20 protein-coding genes are annotated in these 20,646 nt (G+C 65.5%); 11 read left to right on the top strand and 9 right to left on the bottom strand.

Annotation, left to right across the window (positions count from 1 at the left end):
- Positions 1-33: 33 nt before the first annotated feature.
- Positions 34-210, bottom strand: coding sequence for a hypothetical protein (locus ACVIHF_RS27910; RefSeq protein ID WP_168857282.1), 177 nt, complete (start codon positions 208-210; stop codon positions 34-36).
- A 218-nt stretch (positions 211-428) separates the two neighbouring features.
- Here ACVIHF_RS27910 and ACVIHF_RS27905 point away from each other — a divergent pair, with 218 nt between their 5' ends.
- Together ACVIHF_RS27905 and ACVIHF_RS27900 are read left to right on the top strand one after the other, a co-directional pair.
- Positions 429-686, top strand: a complete 258-nt coding sequence (locus tag ACVIHF_RS27905; protein WP_057016905.1) for a hypothetical protein — start codon at positions 429-431, stop codon at positions 684-686.
- A 92-nt stretch (positions 687-778) separates the two neighbouring features.
- Entirely contained in the window at positions 779-2,284 is a 1,506-nt protein-coding gene (locus tag ACVIHF_RS27900) for a CYTH and CHAD domain-containing protein (RefSeq protein WP_253607062.1), read from the top strand.
- Between the two features lie 28 nt (positions 2,285-2,312).
- On the opposite strand, the gene ACVIHF_RS27895 is transcribed toward ACVIHF_RS27900, so the two are convergent.
- The 7 genes from ACVIHF_RS27895 to ACVIHF_RS27865 form a co-directional block, all read right to left on the bottom strand.
- A complete protein-coding gene (locus ACVIHF_RS27895) occupies positions 2,313-2,480 on the bottom strand; it encodes a hypothetical protein (protein ID WP_168857280.1) in 168 nt (55 codons plus the stop codon).
- Positions 2,481-2,573: 93 nt separating this feature from the next.
- Positions 2,574-4,115, bottom strand: coding sequence for a galactarate dehydratase (gene garD / locus ACVIHF_RS27890; RefSeq protein ID WP_253607063.1), 1,542 nt, complete (start codon positions 4,113-4,115; stop codon positions 2,574-2,576).
- 188 nt (positions 4,116-4,303) lie between these two features.
- Positions 4,304-5,752 (bottom strand): aldehyde dehydrogenase family protein, encoded by a 1,449-nt coding sequence (locus ACVIHF_RS27885; protein WP_456792890.1) that lies wholly within the window; start codon positions 5,750-5,752, stop codon positions 4,304-4,306.
- Positions 5,753-5,769: 17 nt separating this feature from the next.
- Positions 5,770-7,125 carry a glucarate dehydratase gene (gene gudD / locus ACVIHF_RS27880; protein WP_253607065.1) on the bottom strand — a complete coding sequence of 452 codons (1,356 nt, stop codon included), beginning with the start codon at positions 7,123-7,125 and terminating at the stop codon, positions 5,770-5,772.
- Between the two features lie 44 nt (positions 7,126-7,169).
- Complete coding sequence (kdgD, locus tag ACVIHF_RS27875) at positions 7,170-8,111, bottom strand: 5-dehydro-4-deoxyglucarate dehydratase (protein ID WP_253607066.1); 942 nt, start codon at positions 8,109-8,111, stop codon at positions 7,170-7,172.
- Between the two features lie 126 nt (positions 8,112-8,237).
- Entirely contained in the window at positions 8,238-9,143 is a 906-nt protein-coding gene (locus ACVIHF_RS27870) for a LysR substrate-binding domain-containing protein (RefSeq protein ID WP_092089636.1), read from the bottom strand.
- A 331-nt stretch (positions 9,144-9,474) separates the two neighbouring features.
- Positions 9,475-10,812: an MFS transporter gene (locus tag ACVIHF_RS27865; protein WP_253607067.1), complete on the bottom strand. Its 1,338-nt coding sequence runs from the start codon at positions 10,810-10,812 to the stop codon at positions 9,475-9,477.
- A 214-nt stretch (positions 10,813-11,026) separates the two neighbouring features.
- Here ACVIHF_RS27865 and ACVIHF_RS27860 point away from each other — a divergent pair, with 214 nt between their 5' ends.
- Both ACVIHF_RS27860 and ACVIHF_RS27855 read left to right on the top strand, forming a co-directional pair.
- Entirely contained in the window at positions 11,027-12,058 is a 1,032-nt protein-coding gene (locus ACVIHF_RS27860; RefSeq protein WP_253609892.1) for an alpha/beta fold hydrolase, read from the top strand.
- Between the two features lie 13 nt (positions 12,059-12,071).
- Positions 12,072-13,022: a fatty acid desaturase gene (locus tag ACVIHF_RS27855; RefSeq protein ID WP_456792889.1), complete on the top strand. Its 951-nt coding sequence runs from the start codon at positions 12,072-12,074 to the stop codon at positions 13,020-13,022.
- A 3-nt stretch (positions 13,023-13,025) separates the two neighbouring features.
- On the opposite strand, the gene ACVIHF_RS27850 is transcribed toward ACVIHF_RS27855, so the two are convergent.
- Positions 13,026-13,637, bottom strand: coding sequence for a TetR/AcrR family transcriptional regulator (locus ACVIHF_RS27850; protein WP_253607069.1), 612 nt, complete (start codon positions 13,635-13,637; stop codon positions 13,026-13,028).
- Positions 13,638-13,815: 178 nt separating this feature from the next.
- On the opposite strand from ACVIHF_RS27850, the gene ACVIHF_RS27845 reads away from it, so the two are divergent.
- From ACVIHF_RS27845 to ACVIHF_RS27815, 7 genes are all read left to right on the top strand, one after another.
- On the top strand, positions 13,816-14,841 hold the full coding sequence (locus ACVIHF_RS27845; protein WP_253607070.1) for a histone deacetylase family protein: 1,026 nt from the start codon (positions 13,816-13,818) through the stop codon (positions 14,839-14,841).
- Positions 14,842-15,078: 237 nt separating this feature from the next.
- Positions 15,079-16,008: a Gfo/Idh/MocA family protein gene (locus tag ACVIHF_RS27840; protein ID WP_253607071.1), complete on the top strand. Its 930-nt coding sequence runs from the start codon at positions 15,079-15,081 to the stop codon at positions 16,006-16,008.
- Between the two features lie 2 nt (positions 16,009-16,010).
- Positions 16,011-17,081 (top strand): aldose epimerase family protein, encoded by a 1,071-nt coding sequence (locus ACVIHF_RS27835; RefSeq protein ID WP_253607072.1) that lies wholly within the window; start codon positions 16,011-16,013, stop codon positions 17,079-17,081.
- Between the two features lie 35 nt (positions 17,082-17,116).
- Complete coding sequence (locus ACVIHF_RS27830; RefSeq protein WP_456794132.1) at positions 17,117-17,995, top strand: SMP-30/gluconolactonase/LRE family protein; 879 nt, start codon at positions 17,117-17,119, stop codon at positions 17,993-17,995.
- Positions 17,996-18,046: 51 nt separating this feature from the next.
- Complete coding sequence (locus ACVIHF_RS27825; protein WP_253607073.1) at positions 18,047-18,778, top strand: TetR/AcrR family transcriptional regulator; 732 nt, start codon at positions 18,047-18,049, stop codon at positions 18,776-18,778.
- Between the two features lie 19 nt (positions 18,779-18,797).
- Positions 18,798-19,667 (top strand): substrate-binding domain-containing protein, encoded by an 870-nt coding sequence (locus ACVIHF_RS27820; RefSeq protein WP_253607074.1) that lies wholly within the window; start codon positions 18,798-18,800, stop codon positions 19,665-19,667.
- Positions 19,667-20,590, top strand: a complete 924-nt coding sequence (locus tag ACVIHF_RS27815) for a DUF1932 domain-containing protein (protein ID WP_256558645.1) — start codon at positions 19,667-19,669, stop codon at positions 20,588-20,590. Before ACVIHF_RS27820 ends, ACVIHF_RS27815 begins: the two co-directional genes overlap by 1 nt.
- Positions 20,591-20,646: the final 56 nt, after the last annotated feature.

Genomic DNA, 20,646 nt, shown 5'->3' with positions numbered 1-20,646 from the left:
GACGTCGCATTTGCCGCCACGGCCGGGCTGGATCTAGGCTGCATTTTCCGATGGCGAGGTCTCGCCGTCGAGCCAGTCCTGTTCCTTTGCCAGCGCGCGCCAAGCCGCTTCCATTCGCTTGAAGCGATTGTAGGTCGGCCCGTCGTCGGCACGCTCGGCAAGTTGCGCGCAGTTCTCCGCATTGTCGCGGAAGTGCTGTGACTGTTTCATGGAACGTCCTCCTATTAGTTAAGGACGTGGGACATCAATTCAGGCTATTCAACGCGTGGAACATGGGTATTTCGCCACACAGATGAATGCCTGTTCAGCGAGTTCCCGGCGCGATATTTCGCGACTGAGCGTGAGCAATTGCAGCACGGTCGATACAGGAACGGTGCGTCGCACTCGACGTTCCTCCTTCACGTCGCAACTGGAGGAGGAGAGACGGCATGAGGACGTATCTGCTAACCGCGGCCATGGTGACCGCGATCGCATCGCCTGTGTTCGCCGATGATATCGGTGTCCGCGCAGGTCCCGTCGGCGCAGGCGTAACGGTTGGTCGGGCACCCGAATATCGCGATCGCGATCGTGATCGCACCACGGTGATCAGGGAGCGTGAGCCGCGCCATGACCGGACCACGGTCATCAAGAAGCGGGACGAATTCGGCAATCGCAGCAAGACCGTCATCCATAACGACGACGATTGACGCCAACTCAGGCGATCTTGTGTGAGCATGAACGTCCGTCGCTGACCTCGTCACGGCGGACGTTTGCTTGGTGCCCCAGGCATGGAGCGACGATGGCGGCCGAGACGGAGCTCAAATTCCACGTTCCCGCGCGCAAGCTCAAGGGACTGAAGAAACCGCTGGTCGCCGGCAGCAAGAGCGGTGCACCATCCGAGAGCGATCTCGTCTCGACTTATTTCGACACCGCGAAGCACAAGCTCAAGCGGCACGGACTGACGTTGCGCGTGCGGCGGGATGGCGGCAACTATGTTCAGACTATCAAGTCGGGAGCGGGTCCGCAGTTTGAACGGGGCGAATGGGAGACTGACCTAGCGAACGGAAACCTCAACCTCGACAAGGCTGAAGGCACGCCGCTCGAAGACCTCGCGTCTGGCAGGCTGGGTCGCAAGCTGAAGCCGGTGTTCGAGACGTCGGTGCGGCGTATCACCGTGCCGCTGCGGACCAAACGCAGCGAGATCGAACTCGCGATCGATCGCGGCTGCACCACGGCCGGGCACCGTTCGCGCCGAATCGACGAGGTCGAACTCGAGCTCAAGAGCGGCCGCCCGCTCGACCTGTTCCGGGTCGCCAGGGCGCTGGAGCGGAAGGCGGCGGCGGAGCTCGATCTGCGTTCGAAAGCCGAACACGGCTATGAACTTGCCGATGGCGAGGAGCATGTCGTCGTCTCCGCCGGGAGCATCGTGCTCGACGCCGGACTTACCGCCGGCGCGGCGTTTCGGGTAATCGCGCGCGCCGCGCTTCGTCATTTCTCGTCGAATGCCGATGCCGTCCGCGAGAGCGAGGCGGAAGGCATTCACCAAATGCGGGTCGGGTTGCGGCGGCTGCGCGCCGCGATCTCGCTGTTCTCGAAGATCCTCACCGTAGCCCCGACGGAAGACATCAAGACGCAGCTGAAATGGCTCACCAACGCGCTCGCGCCGGCGCGCGAGCTTGATGTGTTCGTCAAGGAAGATATCGAGCCAGCATCGCATGACGCGCTGCTGCGGCGCGGCGGCAAAGCGATCCGGCAGGAGTTTTCCGGCCGCCGCGATCGTGCATTTGCCGGCGCGAGGCACGCGGTCAATTCGCGGCGCTATCGCTCCATGCTGATCGACACGTTGCAATGGATCGAGGCAAAGCGGACCATTGCCGCGGAGGACGAAGGCGGTCCGATCGAGGACTTCGCCGCCGCGCTGCTGCATCGCCGCATCAGGAAGCTGCGCAAGGATGGCCGGCGTCTCGACGAGCTGTCGGCCCGGGAGCGGCACAAGGTGCGCATCAGGGCCAAGAAGCTCAGATACGCGATCGATTTCTTCGAAAGCCTGTTTCCGCGCAAGGGTGAACGCAAGCAACTCGCGCGGCTGTCCAGGCACCTGAAGCGGGTCCAGGATGCGCTTGGCTCGCTCAACGATTTTGTCGCGCACCGCAAGCTGGCGGTCGATGCGACGCTGAAGTCCCCGCATCGGAAAGAGCGCGCCAGCGCCTTTGCCTCGGGCGTTGTGCTTGGCCGAGAGGAACAGGCGGTCAAGCCGCTGATCAAGGTCGCCGCGAAGGAAGTGCGAGGACTCCAGAAATTTTGACGAGCGTGTGGTGGCGAACCTCGGACATCTATGCTGCTGGTGATGCCCCCGACTGCCTCTCCCGCTCGGCCGCTTCGATGCGACATTCCTCTGCGTAGGCACGCAGGCGCTCGGCCGTCAACGAGTCCATGCCGGTGCGTGCCAGCCGCTCGGCGCGGTCGGCCTGATCTCTGAGATCATTGATGGTCCGGGTCATGTGTGCCTCCATGCCCGGACAATTTGAATCGAATTGCGACGTTCCCCGGCCGGTCAGGACGTGGCTAACGGGTGGTTAAGGAGGCACGGTTGCTCAGGTCACCGGCGCCGGGTTGAACAGCGTCAGATCGTTGTGGATGCCCCAGCGGTCCGACCACGGCTTGGTGCGCCCGCTCGCGACGTCGAGGATCAGGCGGAACAGGTCCCAGCCGGTTTCCTCGATGGTCTTCTCGCCGGTGGCGATGCAGCCGGCGTCGAAATCGATCAGGTCCTTCCAGCGTCGTGCCAGCTCGCTGCGGGTCGCGACCTTGATGACCGGCGCGGCGGCGAGGCCATAGGGCGTGCCGCGGCCGGTAGTGAACACCTGCAAGGTCATGCCGGAGGCGAGCTGCAGCGTGCCGCAGATGAAGTCGCTCGCCGGCGTCGCCGCAAACAGCATGCCCTTCTGCCGCGCCTTCTCGCCCGGCGACAGCACGCCCGCGATCGGGCCGGAGCCCGACTTGACGATCGAGCCGAGCGACTTCTCGACGATGTTGGCGAGCCCGCCCTTCTTGTTGCCCGGCGTGGTGTTGGCGCTGCGGTCGGCGCCGCCGCGCGCGAGATAGCCGTCATACCATTCCATCTCGCGGATCAGGGCGCGGCCGACATCCTCGTTGACGGCGCGGCGGGTCAGCAGCTGGATCGCGTCGCGCACCTCGGTGACTTCCGAGAACATCACGGTCGCGCCGGCGCGCACCAAGAGGTCCGCGGCAAAGCCCACCGCGGGGTTCGCGGTGACGCCGGAGAACGCGTCGCTGCCGCCGCATTGCAGGCCGATCACAAGGTCAGCGGCCGGGCAGGTCTCGCGCTTGCGCGCGTTGAGCACCTTCAGCCGGGCCTCGGCCTGGGTCATGATGGCGTCGACGATGGCGCCGAAGCCGTCAAACGCCTCGTCCTGCATCCGCACGATGGCATCGCCGACGCCCTCCGGCACCAGCCGTTCGGGCGCGAGCTTCTCGCAGCCGAGTCCGACGACAAGGATCTCGCCGCCGAAATTCGGATTGAGCGCGAGATTCTGCAGGGTGCGGATCGGCACCACGGCGTCGGGCGCCGTGATCGCGACGCCGCAGCCATAGGCGTGCGTCAACGGCACGACGTCGTCGACATTGGGATATTTCGGCAAGAGCTCGGCGCGGATGCGCTTCACGGCATATTCCATCGTGCCCTTGACGCATTGCACGGAGGAGGAGATGCCGAGGATGTTCTTGGTGCCGACCGAGCCGTCGGGATTGCGATAGCCCTCGAAGGTGAAGCCTTCGAGCGGCGGCAGCGCGGGCGGCACCGCGGTCGCGATCTCGAGCTGATCGAGCGGTGGCGCCTCGGGCATGCGGATGCGTGCCTCGTCGACCCACTCACCGGCCAGGATCGGCGACAGCGCCGTGCCGATCACCTCGCCATAGCGGACGATCGGCGCGCCCTCGGCGATGTCTTCGAGCGCGGTCTTGTGGCCCTGCGGCACGAAAGCACGCAGCGTCAGGCCGCACGCGAAGCGGGAGCCGGCGGGCAGCCCGAAATCATTCACGACGATCGCGACATTGTCGCGCTCGTTGAGCTTGATGTAGCGGGGCTGCTCCTGCGCGCCGATCGACTGGTCCATGCCGTATTCCTCCTGGCTTCACTTCACCTCTCCCGCTTGCGGGGGGAGGTCGGATCGCATCGAAGATGCGATCCGGGTGGGGGCTCTCTCCACAGTATGATTCGTGGAGAGAGCCCCACCCCGACCCTCTCCCGCAAGCGGGAGAGGGGGCGCGGCGTCTTACGAGGCTGCACTCTGTTCCAACTGCTTCAGCCCGGGAACGTGTAAGCCGTCTTCACCGTGGTGTAGAACTCGCGGGCATAGGCACCCTGTTCGCGTGCGCCGTAGCTCGAGCCTTTGCGGCCGCCGAACGGGACGTGGTAGTCGACGCCGGCGGTCGGCAGGTTGACCATCACCATGCCGGCTTCGCTGTTGCGCTTGTAGTGCGAGGCGTATTTCAGGCTTGACGTGCAGATGCCCGAGGCGAGGCCGAACTCGGTGTCGTTCGAGATCGCCAGCGCCTCTTCATAATCCTTGGCGCGGATCACGCAGGCCACCGGGCCAAAGATCTCCTCGCGGGCGATGCGCATCTGGTTGGTCGCCTCGGTGAACAGCGCCGGCTGCAGATAGAAGCCGGGCGTCTCGCGGTTCAACAATTCGCCGCCCCAGTGCAGGCGGGCGCCTTCATCCTGGCCGATCTTGATGTAGCGGAGGTCCTGGTCGAGCTGGCTCTGGTCGACCACCGGGCCGACATGCACGCCGCTCTTCAGCGCGTCATCCACCGAAAGCCCCTTCATCCGCTCGGTCATCGCGGCAACGAAGCGGTCGTGAATTCCCGCCGTGACGATCAGGCGCGAGGACGCGGTGCAGCGCTGGCCCGTCGAGAAATAGGCCCCGTTGACGGCGACCTCGACCGCGACCTTCACGTCGGCGTCGTCGAGAACGACCAGCGGGTTCTTGCCGCCCATCTCGAGCTGGAACTTCTTCATGGGGTTGGAGAGCACGCAGGCCTGCGCGATCTTGCGGCCGGTCTGCACCGAGCCGGTGAAGGAGATCGCTGCGACATCGGGATGATCGAGCAGGGTCTGGCCGACCACCGAGCCCGAGCCGACCACGAGGTTGAAGACCCCCGCCGGAATGCCGGAACGCGCGATGATCTCGGACAGTGCATGGGCGGAGCCCGGCACCAGCTCGGCCGGCTTGAACACCACCGTGTTGCCGTAGCAAAGCGCCGGCGCGATCTTCCACGCCGGGATTGCGATCGGGAAATTCCATGGCGTGATCATGCCGACGACGCCGACGGGCTCGCGGGTGATCTCAACGTCGAGGCCGGGGCGCACCGATGCGCCTTTCTCGCCCAGCAGCCGCAGCGCTTCGCCGGCGAAGAATGCGAAGATCTGTCCGGCGCGCGCCACCTCGCCGATGCCTTCCGGCAGCGTCTTGCCCTCCTCGCGGGCGAGCAGGCGGCCGAGCTCTTCCTTGCGGGCGAGGATTTCGACCGAGATCCTGGTCAGCGCGTCGAAGCGTTCCTGCGGCGTCGAGCGCGCCCAGGCCGGGAATGCGGCCTTCGCGGCGGCGATCGCCTTTTCGGTCTGCGCCTTGTCGGCCTTGGCGTATTCGCCGACGACATCGGTCGTGTTGGAGGGGTTGATGTCCCGCGTGATGCCTGTTCCGTCGACCCATTCGCCGGCGATGAAGTTCTTCTGGTGAGCGGTCATGTTTCCAACCTTTCTTGTTAGCGCACGAGGCAGGGACGCTTGTCGTCGAAGGTCCACCCCTGGATCAGGAACTGCATGGCCAGCGCGTCGTCGCGGGCGCCGAGACCATGCTGTTTGTATAGCGCGTTCGCGGCCTCGATGGCACCGCGATCGAGCTCGATGCCGAGGCCCGGCCGATCCGGGATCGCGATCTTGCCGCCCTTGATCTGCAGCGGCTGGCGCGTCAACGCCTGGCCGTCCTGCCAGATCCAGTGGGTGTCGATCGCGGTCACCTTGCCGGGCGCGGCGGCGCCGACATGGGTGAACATCGCCAGCGAAATATCGAAATGGTTGTTCGAGTGCGAGCCCCAGGTCAGGCCGTTGTCGCGGCAGGTCTGCGCGACCCGCACCGAGCCCTGCATGGTCCAGAAATGCGGATCGGCGAGCGGAATGTCGACTGCGCCAAGCCGCAATGCGTGCGAGAGCTGGCGCCAGTCGGTCGCGATCATGTTGGTCGCGGTCGGCAGCCCGGTGGCGCGGCGGAACTCGGCCATGATCTCACGGCCGGAGAAGCCGGCCTCGGCGCCGCAGGGATCCTCGGCATAGGCGAGCACGCCATGCATGTTGCTGCACAGCCGGATCGCCTCGTCGAGCGACCAGGCGCCGTTCGGGTCGAGCGTGACGCGCGCCTTCGGGAAGCGTTTTGCAATTGCGGTGACGGCCTCGATCTCCTCTTCGCCCCTGAGCACGCCACCCTTGAGCTTGAAATCGGCAAAGCCGTAATGCGCCTGCGTCGCTTCGGCGAGGCGCACGATGGCATCCGGCGTCATTGCAACCTGATGGCGCAGATCGAACCAGTCGGGCTTGCCGGTCTCGCCCTCGACGTAAGGAAGGTTGGTCTTCCTGCGGTCGCCGACGAAGAAGAGATAGCCGAGCGTCTCGACGCTTGAGCGCTGCTGGCCTTCGCCAAGCAGCGCCGCGACCGGGAGATTGAGATGCTGGCCGAGCAGGTCGAGCAGCGCGGATTCCACCGCGGTGACCGCGTGAATGGTGATGCGGAGGTCGAAGGTCTGCTTGCCGCGGCCGCCTGCGTCGCGATCGGCGAAGGCCTGGCGCATCGAGGCCAGGATGTTGTTGCAGGCGCCGATGGTCTGGCCGACGACGAGGCCGCTTGCGTCCTCGAGCGTCTTCTTGATCTTCTCGCCGCCCGGCACCTCGCCGACGCCGGTGTGGCCGGAGTTGTCGGTGAGGATAACGAGGTTGCGGGTGAAGAACGGCGCATGCGCGCCGCTCAGATTGAGGAGCATGCCGTCGCGGCCGGCGACCGGGATCACCTCCATCGCCGTGACAACGGGTGCCCCGGCAAAGCCGGTGCGGATCGTGTCCTGGATCATCTGCTCCTCCCCTTCGTCCTTTGCTGTTTTCGCGGCCGTTCAGCTTATTCTGCCGCCTGCTGCGCGGCGGCCCGCGGCAGCTTTGCTACCAGCGCCGCGAGCTCGGCGATCTCCTGCTCGGTAAGATCGGTCAGCGGCGGCCGCACCGGGCCGGAGTAGCGGCCAATCACCTTCATGCCGGCCTTGATGATCGACACCGCATAACCCTTCTTGCGGTTGCGTATCGCGATCAGCGGCAGGATGAAATCCTTCAGGCCTGCATGGATGGTCTGATGATCGCGCCGGCGCACCGCGGCGTAGAAATTGGTGGCGAATTCGGGCACGAAATTGAACACCGCCGACGAATAGGTGGTCACGCCCATGTCGAGATAGGGCAGGGCGAAGGTCTCCGCGGTCGGCAGGCCGCCGATATAGGTCAGGCGATCGCCGAGCCGGGTGTAGACGCGGGTCATCAGCTCGATATCGCCGATGCCGTCCTTGTAGCCGACGAGGTTCGGGCAGCGCTCGCAGAGGCGCGCCAGCGTATCGGGCTGCAGGATCGCATTGTCGCGGTTGTAGACGATGACGCCGATCTTGACCGACGAACACACCGCCTCGACATGGGCGGCGAGGCCGTCCTGCTCGGCATGCGTGAGATAGGGCGGCAGCAGCAGCAGGCCGTCGGCACCGGCCTTCTCGGCGCCGACAGCGATCTCGCGCGCGATCGCGGTGCCGTAGCCGGTGCCGGCCAGCACGGGAACGCGACCCTTGGTCTCGTCGACCGCGATCTTCACGACGTGCGGAACTTCACTTGGCGTCAGCGAGAAGAACTCGCCGGTGCCGCCGGCGGCGAACAGGCCGGCGACGTCATAGCCGCACAGCCAGTCCATGTTGGCGCGATAGGTCGCCTCGTCGAACGAATAATCCGCGTTGAACGGGGTCACGGGGAAGGACAGGAGGCCGCCACCGATTCTAGCGGCCATCTCCTGAGGGGTCATCTTGCTCATGGCGCCACTCCTTGAATGTTTCTGGGAACGGGATGCGCGAGCAGCGCGCGTCCATGGCGGAATTTCTAGGGAATGCTTCGATGCGCGTCCAAGCCAAACGCGGTATCGAGCGATGCTAACTCTGCATCAATCGCCGCGCAGATGCGGCGCTGCGATTTCGGTTGCGATCTCGATCAGCGGCGGCAGCAACTGGTTCTCGTGATCGCGCCGCCAAACCATGAACAGCTCGACCGGCACGGGTGATCGCAGCTTCAGCGGCTTCAGCTTGACCTCCGCGATCTTCAGGCTGGCGGCCGCTTCCGGCACGATCGCAACGCCAAGCCCGGCGCGCACCATGGCGAGGATCGAGTGGATCTGGCTGAGATGCTGCACATAGCGCGGCAGCACGTCGGCGCGCGTGAACATCGACACCAGGAGATCATGGAAGTAGCGCGCCTCATAGGGCGAATACATCACGAAGGGCTGGTCGTCGAAATCCTTGATGCTGACGGTCTCGGCCGCGGCCAGCGGATGCTTCTTCGGGATCGCGGCGAGCAACGGCTCGGCCACGACGCGCCGGCTGGCGAATTCCGGCCGCGCGATCGGCGGGCGCAGCAGGCCGGCATCGATCTGCCCGGTGGTGAGCGCCTCGAACTGATCGCCGGAGACCATCTCCTTCAGCGAAAAATCGACCTCGGGCAGGCGCGAGCGGCAGGCCGCGATCAGGTCGGGCAGGAAGCCGTAGGCGGCCGCGGCGGTGAAGCCGATCTTGAGCGAGCCGGTCTTGCCGAGCGCGATGCGGCGGGCCACCTGCGAGGCCGATTCCGCCAGCTTCAGGATGCGCCGCGCCTCGGGCAGGAAACTGCGTCCGGCCGGCGTCAGCCGCACCGAGCGGCTGGTGCGTTCCAACAGCGGCGCGTCGATGATGTGCTCGAGTACCTGGATCTGCCGGCTCAGCGGCGGCTGCGTCATGTTGAGCCGCGCCGCGGCGCGGCCGAAGTGCAATTCTTCGGCCACCGTGACAAAGCAGCGGAGCTGGCTCAGGTCGAACATCGATGCAAGCCCGGAATTGATCGCGCGGGGATTTGTACGTTCTAGCATCGATGCCTCCCACTGGCCAAGAAGACAAAAAAGCAGATAAACAAGCAGACAAAGACGGCGGCCGAAGCCGCCGTTTGGTTTTCTGCTCCCTCTCCCCGTTCTTACGGGGAGAGGGTTGGGGTGAGGGGCTCTCTCTGCGCAACGGCCGCCTCGATGTGCACGCGCGATCCGAACGAGTCGGAAGGACTGTCTCTGCGGAGACGTATTGCTTCGCCTCTCACCCGAAATTCGCTGTGCGAATTTCGACCTCTCCCCGCGGAAGGCGGGGAGAGGTGAAGCGCGCTCACGCCGCCTTGAGCTGCACCCGCTTGATCTCGCCGACGATGAACAGATAGGCGATCGCCGCGACCAGCGCGTTGGCACCGACGAACACCAGCGCGCCGTTGAACGAGCCGGTGGCGGCCAGAATGTAGCCGATGACGATCGGCGTCGTGATCGAGGACAGGTTACCGAAGGTGTTGAACAAGCCGCCGGAGACGCCGCCGGCTTCCTTCGGCGAGGTGTCGGAGACGACCGCCCAGCCGAGCGCGCCGATGCCCTTGCCGAAGAAGGCGAGCGCCATGAAGCCGACCACCAGCGCCTGGCCGTCGACATAGTTGCAGGCGATGATCGACATCGACAGCAGCATGCCGCCGACGATCGGGATCTTGCGCGCCATGGTCAGCGAGCCGGTGCGGCGCAGGATATAGTCCGAGATCACCCCGCCGAGCACGCCGCCGATGAAGCCGCACAGCGCCGGCAAGGTCGCGACGAAGCCGGCCTGCAGGATCGAGAGCCCGCGCTCCTTCACCAGATAGACCGGGAACCAGGTCAGGAAGAAATAGGTCAGGGTGTTGATGCAGTATTGGCCGATATAGACGCCGAGCATCATCCGGTTGCCGAGCAGCTGGCGGATGTGGTCCCAGCTGGGGCCGCTGTCCTGAGTCTTGCCAGCCTTCGCCGCGTCCATGTCGACAAGCGCGCCGCCCTGCTTGATGTAGTCGAATTCGGCCTCGTTGATCGCGGGGTGTTCCTTGGGCTCGTAGATGGTCTTGATCCAGGCAATGCCCGTGACGATGCCGAGCGCACCCATCACGTAGAACACATGGCGCCAGCCATACTCATGGGCGATCCAGCCCATCAGCGGCGCGAAGATCACGGTGGCGAAATACTGCCCCGAATTGAAGAAGGCCGAGGCGGTGCCGCGTTCATTGCCGGGGAACCAGGAGGCGACGATGCGGGCATTGGCCGGGAATGACGGCGCCTCGGCGATGCCGACCAGGAAGCGCAGGGCAAACAGCAGGACCACGGCCGCGCCCGCGGAGAGGAATCCGACCAGGCCCTGCGTTGCGGTGAAGATCGACCAGACGATGATGCTGATCGCATAGACCCATTTGGAGCCGAAGCGGTCGAGCAGCCAGCCGCACGGCACCTGCGCGACCACATAGGACCAGCCGAACGCCGAGAACACGTAGCCCATCGCGACCGGATCGAGATGCAGTTCCTTGGAAAGGGCGGGGCCGGCGATCGAGAGCGTGGCGCGATCGGCATAGTTCACGGTGGTGACGAGAAACAGCATCGTCACGATCAAGAGCCGGACGCGGGATCGCCGCGTGTCTGCGGCGGACACAATTGCGCTCATTAGCGCCTCCTCGAAAATTTCCTCGGGGTCTGTCCTAGAGACATGACGACAATGGGTCCAAGCCGAAACGGGTATTGATCCATACCGATTTTGAATGGATCGGCCCGGTGTCATTCCACCTTTGCCGCTATTGCCAGGGTTTCGTATTTAGTGTACCAATAGTACAGTTATTAAGGGCGCAGCGTTGCGCCCGGCTGCTCGAGGTCGAATGCTGATGACCACGCCGCGCGACTATGAGGTGTTCGAGGCAGGTGATGTGACGCTGCAGGGCGGTGCCGTGTTTCCGCAACTGAGGCTCGCCTACAAGACCTATGGCACGCTGAATGCGGCGCGGGACAACGTCATCCTCTATCCGACGTCGTTCGCCGCACGGCACACCGACATCGAATGGCTGGTACAGCCGGGCGGCGCGCTCGATCCCGAGCGCTACTTCATCGTCATCGCGAATCTGTTCGGCAATGGCCTGTCGTCCTCGCCGTCGAATTCGGCCGAGGTGCTCGGCGGCGCGCCGTTTCCTGCCTTCACCTATCATGACGCGGTCGCGATCCAGCGGCGGCTGCTGGTTGAGCGGTTCGGCGTGACAAAGCTCGCGCTGGTCTATGGCTGGTCGATGGGCGGCATGCAGGCCTATCACTGGGCCGCGCGGTATCCCGACATGGTGGAGCGCGCAGCCGTGGTTTGCGGCAGCGCGCGATGTTCGCCGTATAATCATGTGTTCCTCGAAGGCGTGAGGGCCGCGCTGACCGCCGACCCGGCCTACCGGGACGGCCGCTTCGTCAGCAAGCCCGCGGCGGGCCTTCGTGCGATGGGGCGCGTCTACGCCGGCTGGGCGATGTCGCATGAGTTCTATCGCGAGGAAGTCTGGCGCGCGGCCGGCTTTAACTCGCTGGAAGACTACCTCGCGGGATCCTGGGACGGTGCCTTCGCGCGGCGCGATGCGAATGATCTGATGGTGCAGATCGCGATCTGGCAGGCCGGCGATATCAGCCGTTGCGATCAATTCGGCGGCGACTTCGACCGGGCGCTGGCCGCGATCAAGGCGCATGTCCTGCTGATGCCGGGGCGTACCGATCGCTATTTCGACCCGCGCGACAACGAGGCTGAACTCGGCCGCCTGGTCAACGCGCGCTCGGCCGCGCTGCATGCGATTCCGTCGATCCACGGGCACCGGGCCGGCAATCCCGCCAACAACGCCGAAGACCGCGCCTTCATCAACGCCGAAATCTCGGCGCTGCTGCAACGCTGACAGGTGAGACGACATGAGCACCGCAGAGACCAGTGACGCCGGACCCCGCCTGAAGCCGCTCAGCCCGCTGACCTTGCGCGATTTGTCGACCAAGTCGAACCTTGCCGGCGCGGTGCGCGCGGCAAGCCATTACGGGATGATCGTCATCGTCGGCGCGCTGATCTCTCTGGTCTCATCGCGCTACGGTCTGCCATGGGCGCTGCCGCTGATTGCCGTGCAGGGCTACTTCGTCGCATTCCTGTTCATGGTGGTGCATGAGACCGCGCACAAGACGGCGTTCCGCAGTCCAGTGCTCAATCTTGTCGTCGGCAATCTGTCCGCCTTCATGATCGGACTGCCCTACCAGTACTACTGCCTGTTTCACTGGGACCATCATCGCTACACGCAGGATCCGGAGAAAGACCCGGAGCTGATCGTCGGCCCCAAGCCCGCGTCGGACACCCAGCTGGCGATCGCCTATTCGGGACTGCTGCAGGTGTTGGTTCGCATCCGCCTGATGTTTTGGCATGCACTCACCGGAAAGGTGGTCGTGCCGTGGATTCCGGAGCACAAGCGCGCCTCGATCGTGCTGGAGGCGAGGCTCTATCTCGCGGGCTATCTGCTGTTGCTCGCGGCCTCGTTCGCGCTGCACAGTGCGATCCTGCTCTGGGTGTGGATCGTGCCGCTCCTGGCCGGTCAGCTCATCCTGCGCCCCTATCTCTATGCCGAGCACACCGGCTGCGAGCGGACGCGGAGCGCGTTCGAGAATACGCGCACCACGATGACCGGCAGGATCATGAAATGGTTCGCCTGGAACATGCCTTACCATGTCGAGCACCACGCCTATCCCACGGTGCCGTTCCATGCGCTGCCGAAGCTGAACGCCATCGTCGATGGCCACATCGTGTATCGCGGCAGCAGTTACCGGGCCGTCACGCGCGAGACCTGGGTCTGGTTCCGCCGTCAGCGCCAACGCTCTGCTTGATAGTCAAGCGTCCGCGCGGGGCCGCAGCACCAGATTGACGAGATTGCGGGCGTAGGCCGGCGTCAACGGCTTGATGCCGAAGACGTAGCGATAGAACAGGCTGCCATAGATCGCATCATAGATATCGGCGGGGACGCCCGGTGCGTCGATGCTGCCGTCCTTCTGGCCGGCGGAGATGATCTCCAGCATCTTGCTGCGACGCAGGCCAAGGTAACGCTCGTAAAACAGCTCCGCCGTGCCGGTCTTCGAGATACATTCCGAGATCACGGCGAGCTGCACCCGGCCGAACTCGCCCTGCAACGCCTCGACATAGGTTGCGACGTGGCGGCGGATGCGGGCCACCGGACTGCCGGTTTCGGGCAGCGGCACGGCCCGCGAGGCCTGGTCGAGGAAGGCATCGATCAGCAACGCTTCGCGCGACGGCCACCATTTGTAGATCGTCATCTTCGAGACGTTGGAATGTTTGGCGATCGCGTCGATGGTGGTCGCGGCGAGGCCCGTCGTCGCCATCAGCTGATAGGCGCCTTCCAGGATCGCGGCCGTTGTCGCGGCGGAGCGCGGCCGCCCGCGCCGCCCCGTTGCCGCTTCCTCTGTTTCCGTCTTGCCGCTGGCCATGGCCGGACTTCGCGTCCCGCGTCTTTCAATCATTGCGCTGCATGCGGGCATAGCATGAAATCGCGCTCGGTTTCAGATCGTCGCCGACGCTGATAGTGTACAACGCGCAAGCCAAAGCTTGCGTGCGGCACATTGCCCTCGCTCTGTCCAGCTCAGCCGATCGAACAGGAGTGTCCCCGTGAAGGCCGTCTACAGTGATCTGCACCGCAGCCATGATCCGCAATTCTTCCTGGTCCGCGGTGTGGTCCAGCGTACCACCGAACAGCCCGAACGCGCCGACCGCCTGCTGGCGGGCCTGAAGGCCGGCAAGCACACGCTGATCGAGCCGACCAGGTTCGGGCAGGGGCCGCGGGCGCGCGTGCACAGTCCGGAATATCTGAGCTTTCTCGCGGACGCCTGGGACGAATGGTCGGCGCTCGGCAATGCCGGGCCGGAGATGATCGCGAACATCCATCCGGTGCGCAATGCCGGCACGTACCCTGCTCATATCGTCGGCAAGCTCGGCTGGCACACGATGGACACCGCGGCTCCGATCGGTCCCGGGACCTGGGCAGGCGCCTGCGCCTCGAGCGACGTCGCGGTCACCGCCGCGCAGATGGTGCTGGACGGCGAGGATGCCGTCTACGCGCTGTGCCGCCCGCCCGGCCACCACGCCTATCGCGACCTCGCCGGCGGCTTCTGCTTCCTCAACAACAGCGCGATCGCGGCCGAGCATCTGCGCCAGAAGCATGAGCGCGTCGCGATCCTCGACGTCGACGTGCATCACGGCAACGGCACGCAGGGCATCTTCTACGAGCGGCCGGATGTCTTCACCGTCTCGATCCACGCCGATCCGTCGTTCTTCTACCCCTTCGTCTGGGGCTATGCGCATGAGCGCGGCGCCGCAGGTGGCCTCGGCACCAATCTCAACATTCCCCTCGCCAAGGGCACCGGTGACGACGACTACATGAAGGCGCTTGCCGTGGCGGAGAAGGCGATCCGCTCCTTTGCCCCGACCGCGCTCGTGGTTGCGCTCGGTCTCGACGCCTCCGAGAAGGACCCGCTTGCCGGTCTCGCCGTCACCACCGACGGCTTCCGTCGCATCGGCGAGGGGCTGGCTCGCTTCGGATTGCCGACGGTGCTGGTGCAGGAGGGCGGCTATCTCTCCGACATCCTCGGCGCCAATCTGACGGCGGTGCTCGGCGGGTTTGAGGCCGCACGCTAGCGCGGTCTCGGGCGAGGCGGTGACCGGTCCGCGCAAGGAAAGCCTGTCAAAACAGGATTCTGGAGCATCGGCCTTGATTGATCAAAGCCGACGCCCCGGCCGCGAGGCGCGCAACAGAGCGTCGTGCACTTGCGTGTCCGCAACCAAAATCACATCATGCCGTTGGTATTCGGCGCTGGCTTATGATTCTGCCTGGCGGCTTCAGCCGGCCAGGTGGACAGCAACGCGAGGACGGCCATGAGTGACCTGCTTCGCATCGCCATTGTCGGCTTTGGCGAGATCGCGTGCCGGCAGCACCTGCCTGCGATCGCGAAGACGTCAGGCGTGGCTCTCGTTGCGGTGGTTGATCCCGTGAAGACTCCGCCCGGCCTGCCGCATTTCCGCGACATGCAGGAGCTGTTGCGCGACGGGCCGGAGATCGACGCGGTCGCGCTGTGTACGCCACCGCAGGTGCGCCACGCGCAGGCCGCCGCCGCACTCGCGTCGGCCAAGCATGTGCTGCTGGAGAAGCCGCCGGGCACGACGTTAAGCGAACTCACGCCGCTGATCGCGGCCGCGCAGGAGGCGGGCCGGACATTGTTTGCCACATGGCATTCACGCTATGCGGCCGCGGTCGGTCCTGCGCGGCAATTGCTCGCGAGACGCACCATCAACAAGGTGACCATCATCTGGAAGGAAGACGTGCGCGTCTGGCACCCAGGCCAGGCCTGGATCTTCGAGGCGGGTGGCTTCGGCGTGTTCGATCCCGGCATCAACGCGCTGTCGATCCTGACCGAGATCCTGCCGCGTGCGGTCTTTATCAGGAGCGCGGCGTTGGACTTTCCGTCCAATCGGGAGGCGCCGATTGCGGCAGAGATCGAACTTGCCGACGCGGGCGGATTGCCAATTCACGCCGAATTCGATTTCCGCCAGACCGGATCGCCGAGCTGGGACATCCTGTGCGAGACCGAGGCCGGGCCCGTGACGCTGTCGAAAGGTGGAAGGCAGCTGCGCGATGGCGGCAGGCTGGTGGTCGATGCGCCGGATGAGGAATATCCCGCGCTGTACCGCCGCTTCGTCGCGCTGACCTCGGAAGGAAAATCCGATGTCGACCTCGCGCCCTTGCGGCTTGTCGCCGATAGCTTCATGCTCGGGCGACGGCGCCTCGTCGAGGCGTTCGAGGACTGACAATGACATCAGCCAGCATTGGTCGCGCTCCCTTCGGCAAATTGCACGACGGCACCGTGGTCGAGCGCGTGATCTTGCGCGGTGAACATGGTTTTGAGGCCGCCATCCTTCCGTTCGGCGCCACGCTGCAAGCGCTGCTTGCGCCGGATCGTGACGGGCATTGCGACGACATCGTGCTTGGCCACGATAGGCTCGACGGCTATCTCGCACAGCGCAAATTCTTCGGCGCGACGATCGGGCGCTATGCCAACCGGATCGCCGGCGCGCGCTTCGTGCTCGATGGCGAGACGGTCACGCTCGAGGCCAACAACGGCCCCAATGCGTTGCACGGCGGCCTGCAGGGCTTCGATCGCAAGCTGTGGCGGATCGTCGAACTATCAGATGAACCGGAACCGACGCTGGTGCTGGCGCGCGAGAGCCCGCATGGCGAGGAGGGCTATCCGGGCAATCTCGCGGCGCGCGTGACCTATCGCGTGCGCAGTCCGATGGAGCTCTCGGTCACCTACGAGGCGACGACCGACCGGCCGACCTGCCTCAACCTCACCAATCATAGTTTCTTCAATCTCGAGGGCGCGCGCTCGGGCATGCAGATCCTCGATCACCGCCTGACGATCGTCTCCGACCATTTCCTCGCGGTGGATGCCACGGCGATCCCGCTCCACGAGCCGCCGCGGCCGGTCGACGGCACGCCGTTCGATTTCCGCAAGCCTACAGCCATCGGCGCGCGGATCAGGATGCATGACGAGCAGCTCCAGCTTGGGCGCGGCTATGACCACAATTTCTGTCTGGCTTCGGGGGCGGGCCTTCGTCTCGCTGCGCGCCTCGAGGCGCCGCACAGCGGCCGTGTGATGGAGCTGCTCACCGATCAGCCGGGACTGCAGTTCTATTCCGGCAATTTCCTCGACGGCTCGACCGCTGGCAAGGGCGATCGTCTCTACCGGCAATCCGACGCGCTCTGTCTCGAGCCGCATGCCTGGCCTGATACGCCGAACCGGCCCGACTTCCCGTCGGCGCGGCTCGATCCGGGGCAGTTCTATCGGCGCAGCATCGTCTACCGCTTCTCAACCGCGTGAGTGACGCCATGACCGACCGTGCCGCCGAGCCGTTGATGGAAGAGGTGCCGACATCGGTGCTGTCGGCGGAGCGTTGCCATCTCGGCGAAGGCCCGACCTATGATGCGGCGACCGACACCGCCTGGTGGTTCGATATCCGCGAGCGCCGGCTGTTCGAGCATCGATTTGCAGGTGGCCGCACCGTCATTCACGAACTGCCGAAAATGGCGAGTGCATTGGCGCGGATCGACGGCGAGCGACAGCTGATCCTTACCGAAGATGGACTTTATGTACGGCACGTTGCCGACGGCCGCCTCGAGCTGTTCGCCGCGCTGGAGGCCGACAATCCGCTGACGCGCTCCAACGATGCGCGTGTGCATCCGTCGGGCACGTTCTGGCTCGGCACCATGGGGCGCCATGCCGAGCAGCGTGCCGGCGCGATCTATGCGCTGCGTCAGGGCCGCATCGTGCGGCTGTATCCGGGGATCACCATCCCGAATGCGATCTGCTTTTCGCCCGCGGGCGACATCGGCTATTTCGCCGATACCGCGACCAACGTGCTGCATCGCGTGCCGCTCGATCCATCAACAGGACTGCCGGTCGGCGAGGCCACCGAATTGATCAGGCATCGAGGCCGCGGCGGGCTCGACGGCGCGATCGTCGATGCCGACGGGATGATCTGGAACGCGCGCTGGGGCGGCGGTTGCGTCGACGTTTACGATCCCACCGGCCGGCATCTGCGTTCGCTACGCGTACCGGCGAGGCAATCGAGCTGCCCGGCGTTCGTCGGCCGCGACTTCTCGCGCGTGCTGGTCACCACGGCCTGGCAGGACATGGATGAGGCGCGGCGTGCGGCCGATCCCGAGCATGGCAGGACGTTCCTGCTCGAGGCCGCCGCGCGCGGTCGGGCCGAGCCTGACGTCAAACTATCCTGACGCAGCGCGGCGTTGTTGACGCGACCGGATTATTTGGACGATAGTACAAATATGGTCCGCAAACCTGCCAGGTCTGACGTGAAGGCCGCCGCCGGCACCCGCAAGCCGAACATGCGCGAGGCGATCCTCGCCGCGGCGGAGGAATTGTTCTCGACCTACGGCTTCAACGCCGTCTCGGTGCGCGACATCGCGCAGGCCGCCGGCGCCAATCCGGGCAGCGTGACCTATCATTTCAGGACCAAGGACGGCCTGCTGCTGGAAATCTATCGGCGCCATTGCGGCCCGATGAACCGGCGGCGCTCCGAGCTCTTGGCCGCGGCGCGGCGGGTGCGTGATCTGCAGGACCGGCTGGAGGCGATCGTGCGCGCCTATGTGTTGCCGGCCTTTACGTCCGGCAGCGATCTTGCCGGCGGCGGAACGCGGTTCACGCGATTGCGCGCGATCATGTCGGCCGAGGGCAATGAGGTCGTGCGCAAGATCATTGCGCAGACCTTCGACGACACCAGTCACGCCTTCATCGACGCGATTCATGAAAGCCTGCCGCATATTCCTCGTACCGATCTGGTCTGGCGCAGCCACTTCCTGCTCGGCGCGCTCTACTACACGCTGGTGACGCCGGAGCGCGTCTCGCGCCTGTCGCGCGGCAGCGCCGACGGCACCGATGCCGGCCACGCCATCGAGGAGCTGGTGCGCGCCACCGTCGCCGCGTTGCAGGCCGCGCCGCTCGACGAAGGGGCGCCGCGCAAGATCCCGGGCGCAAATCCGGGGCGAGTGGTGACCTGAACGTCCGGAGCTTGTCGCGATGGAGAAACTTCGGCTACGCGCCGTGCTCGGCAATCATCCGCACATCCGGGCGATGAAGAACGGTGAGCTTCGCTCCGACCTGTTCGATCTCGACTTCACCGAATTCACGCCGACCAACGCCGCGTTCAAGCCGATGGTGCGCGAGCAGGCCTTCGACGTCTGCGAGATGGCGATCGTGACCTATCTGATGGCAAGGGCGCACGGCAAGCCGCTGGTGCTGCTGCCGGCGGCGATGGTCGGCCGCTTCCAGCACGGCCATGCGCTCTATCGCGCCGACCTCGGTACGCTCGTGCCTGCCGATCTCGAAGGCACGCGGGTCGGCATCCGCTCGTTCACGACCACGACCGGGGCATGGATGCGCGGCATCCTTGCCAATGACCATGGCGTGAACCTCGACAGGATCAACTGGGTCACGTTCGAGGATCCGCATGTCGCGGAATATGTCGACAGCACCGAGCGTGCGCCGAAGGGCAAGACCATCGTCCAGATGCTGAGGGACGGCGAGCTCGATGCCGTGCTGGGCGAGACCTCCAGCGATCCGGCATTCAAGCCATTGTTCGCCGATCCAGCCGCAGAGGCGTCCCTGTGGTATGCGCGGCACGGCGTGGTGCCGGTCAATCATCTGGTGGTGGTGACATCGCGGCTTGCGGCGTCGCGGCCGGACGTGGTGCGGAGCCTGTACGAGCTGCTCAAGCGCGGCAAGGCAGCGGCCGGCCCGCCCGGCATGCCGGACCTGCTGCCGTTCGGCGTTGCGGCGAACCGCAAGCCGCTCGAGCTGATGATCGACTATTGCGTGCAGCAGGCGTTGATCCGCCGGCGCGTCACGGTCGACGAGCTGTTCGACGACACAACACGGGACCTGAACTGATGACAATCTCCTGCGATCCGCGGCAATGGCAGGTCGGCATGCTCGGCTATGGCGAGGTCGGTCGCATCCTTGCCGAGGATCTGCGCCAGCAGGGCGTGAGGGTTTCGGCCTACGACATCAAGCTCGACCGCGGGCAGGGCGCGGCGCTGCGCGCACACGCGGCGGAGATCGGCGTCGAGCTCGCGCAATCCCATGCCGTTCTTGCGGCGCGGGCCGATTTCATCATCTCGGCGGTGACGGCGAGCCAGGCGGTGCCGGTGGCCGCGGCCTGCGCACCTGCAATCCGGAGCGGGGTCTGGTTTCTCGATTTCAACTCGGCCTCGCCCGGCGCCAAGCAGCGCGCGGCGGCGTACATCGACAGCGCCGGTGGCCGCTATGTCGAGGGCGCGGTGATGACTTCGCTGCCGCCGTACCGGATCAGGGTGCCGCTGCTGCTCGGCGGCCAAGGCGCGCGGGAGCTGGCGCCGCTGCTGGTCGCGCTCGGTTTTGCGGCGAAGGTCGCAAGCGACGAGCTTGGGGTCTCCTCTGCAGTCAAGATGTGTCGCAGCATCATGATCAAGGGGCTGGAGGCCATGGTGATCGAGAGCTTCACCACCGCGCGCGCCTATGGCGTCGAGGATGCGGTGCTCGCCTCGCTCAAGGAGACCTTTCCGTCGATCGACTGGGAGAAGCAGGGCGCCTATTTCTTTCAGCGGGTGATCGAGCACGGCCGGCGGCGCGCCGAGGAGGTGCGCGAGGTGGCGGAGACCGTGCGCGAGGCCGGGCTGACGCCATGGTCTGCCTCCGGCACCGCCGAGCGGCAGGGCTGGATCGCCGACCTTGCCGATGAGGGCGTGTTCGGAGCCAAGGGAACGCCGGACTTCGCCCGCAGCGCCGACTGGCGTACCGAGGCCGACCGGATTCTCGCGCGCATCAAGTCCTGAGGTCTCGCCCGGAGAATCCGCCGCGTTCCCTGCCGACGCGCAATGCGCTATTGCTC

The sequence above is a fragment of the Bradyrhizobium sp. USDA 4506 genome, assembly GCF_054058795.1.
The sequence above is the reverse complement of the archived record's forward strand: the minus strand, read 5'-3'. Positions and strand labels throughout refer to the sequence as shown.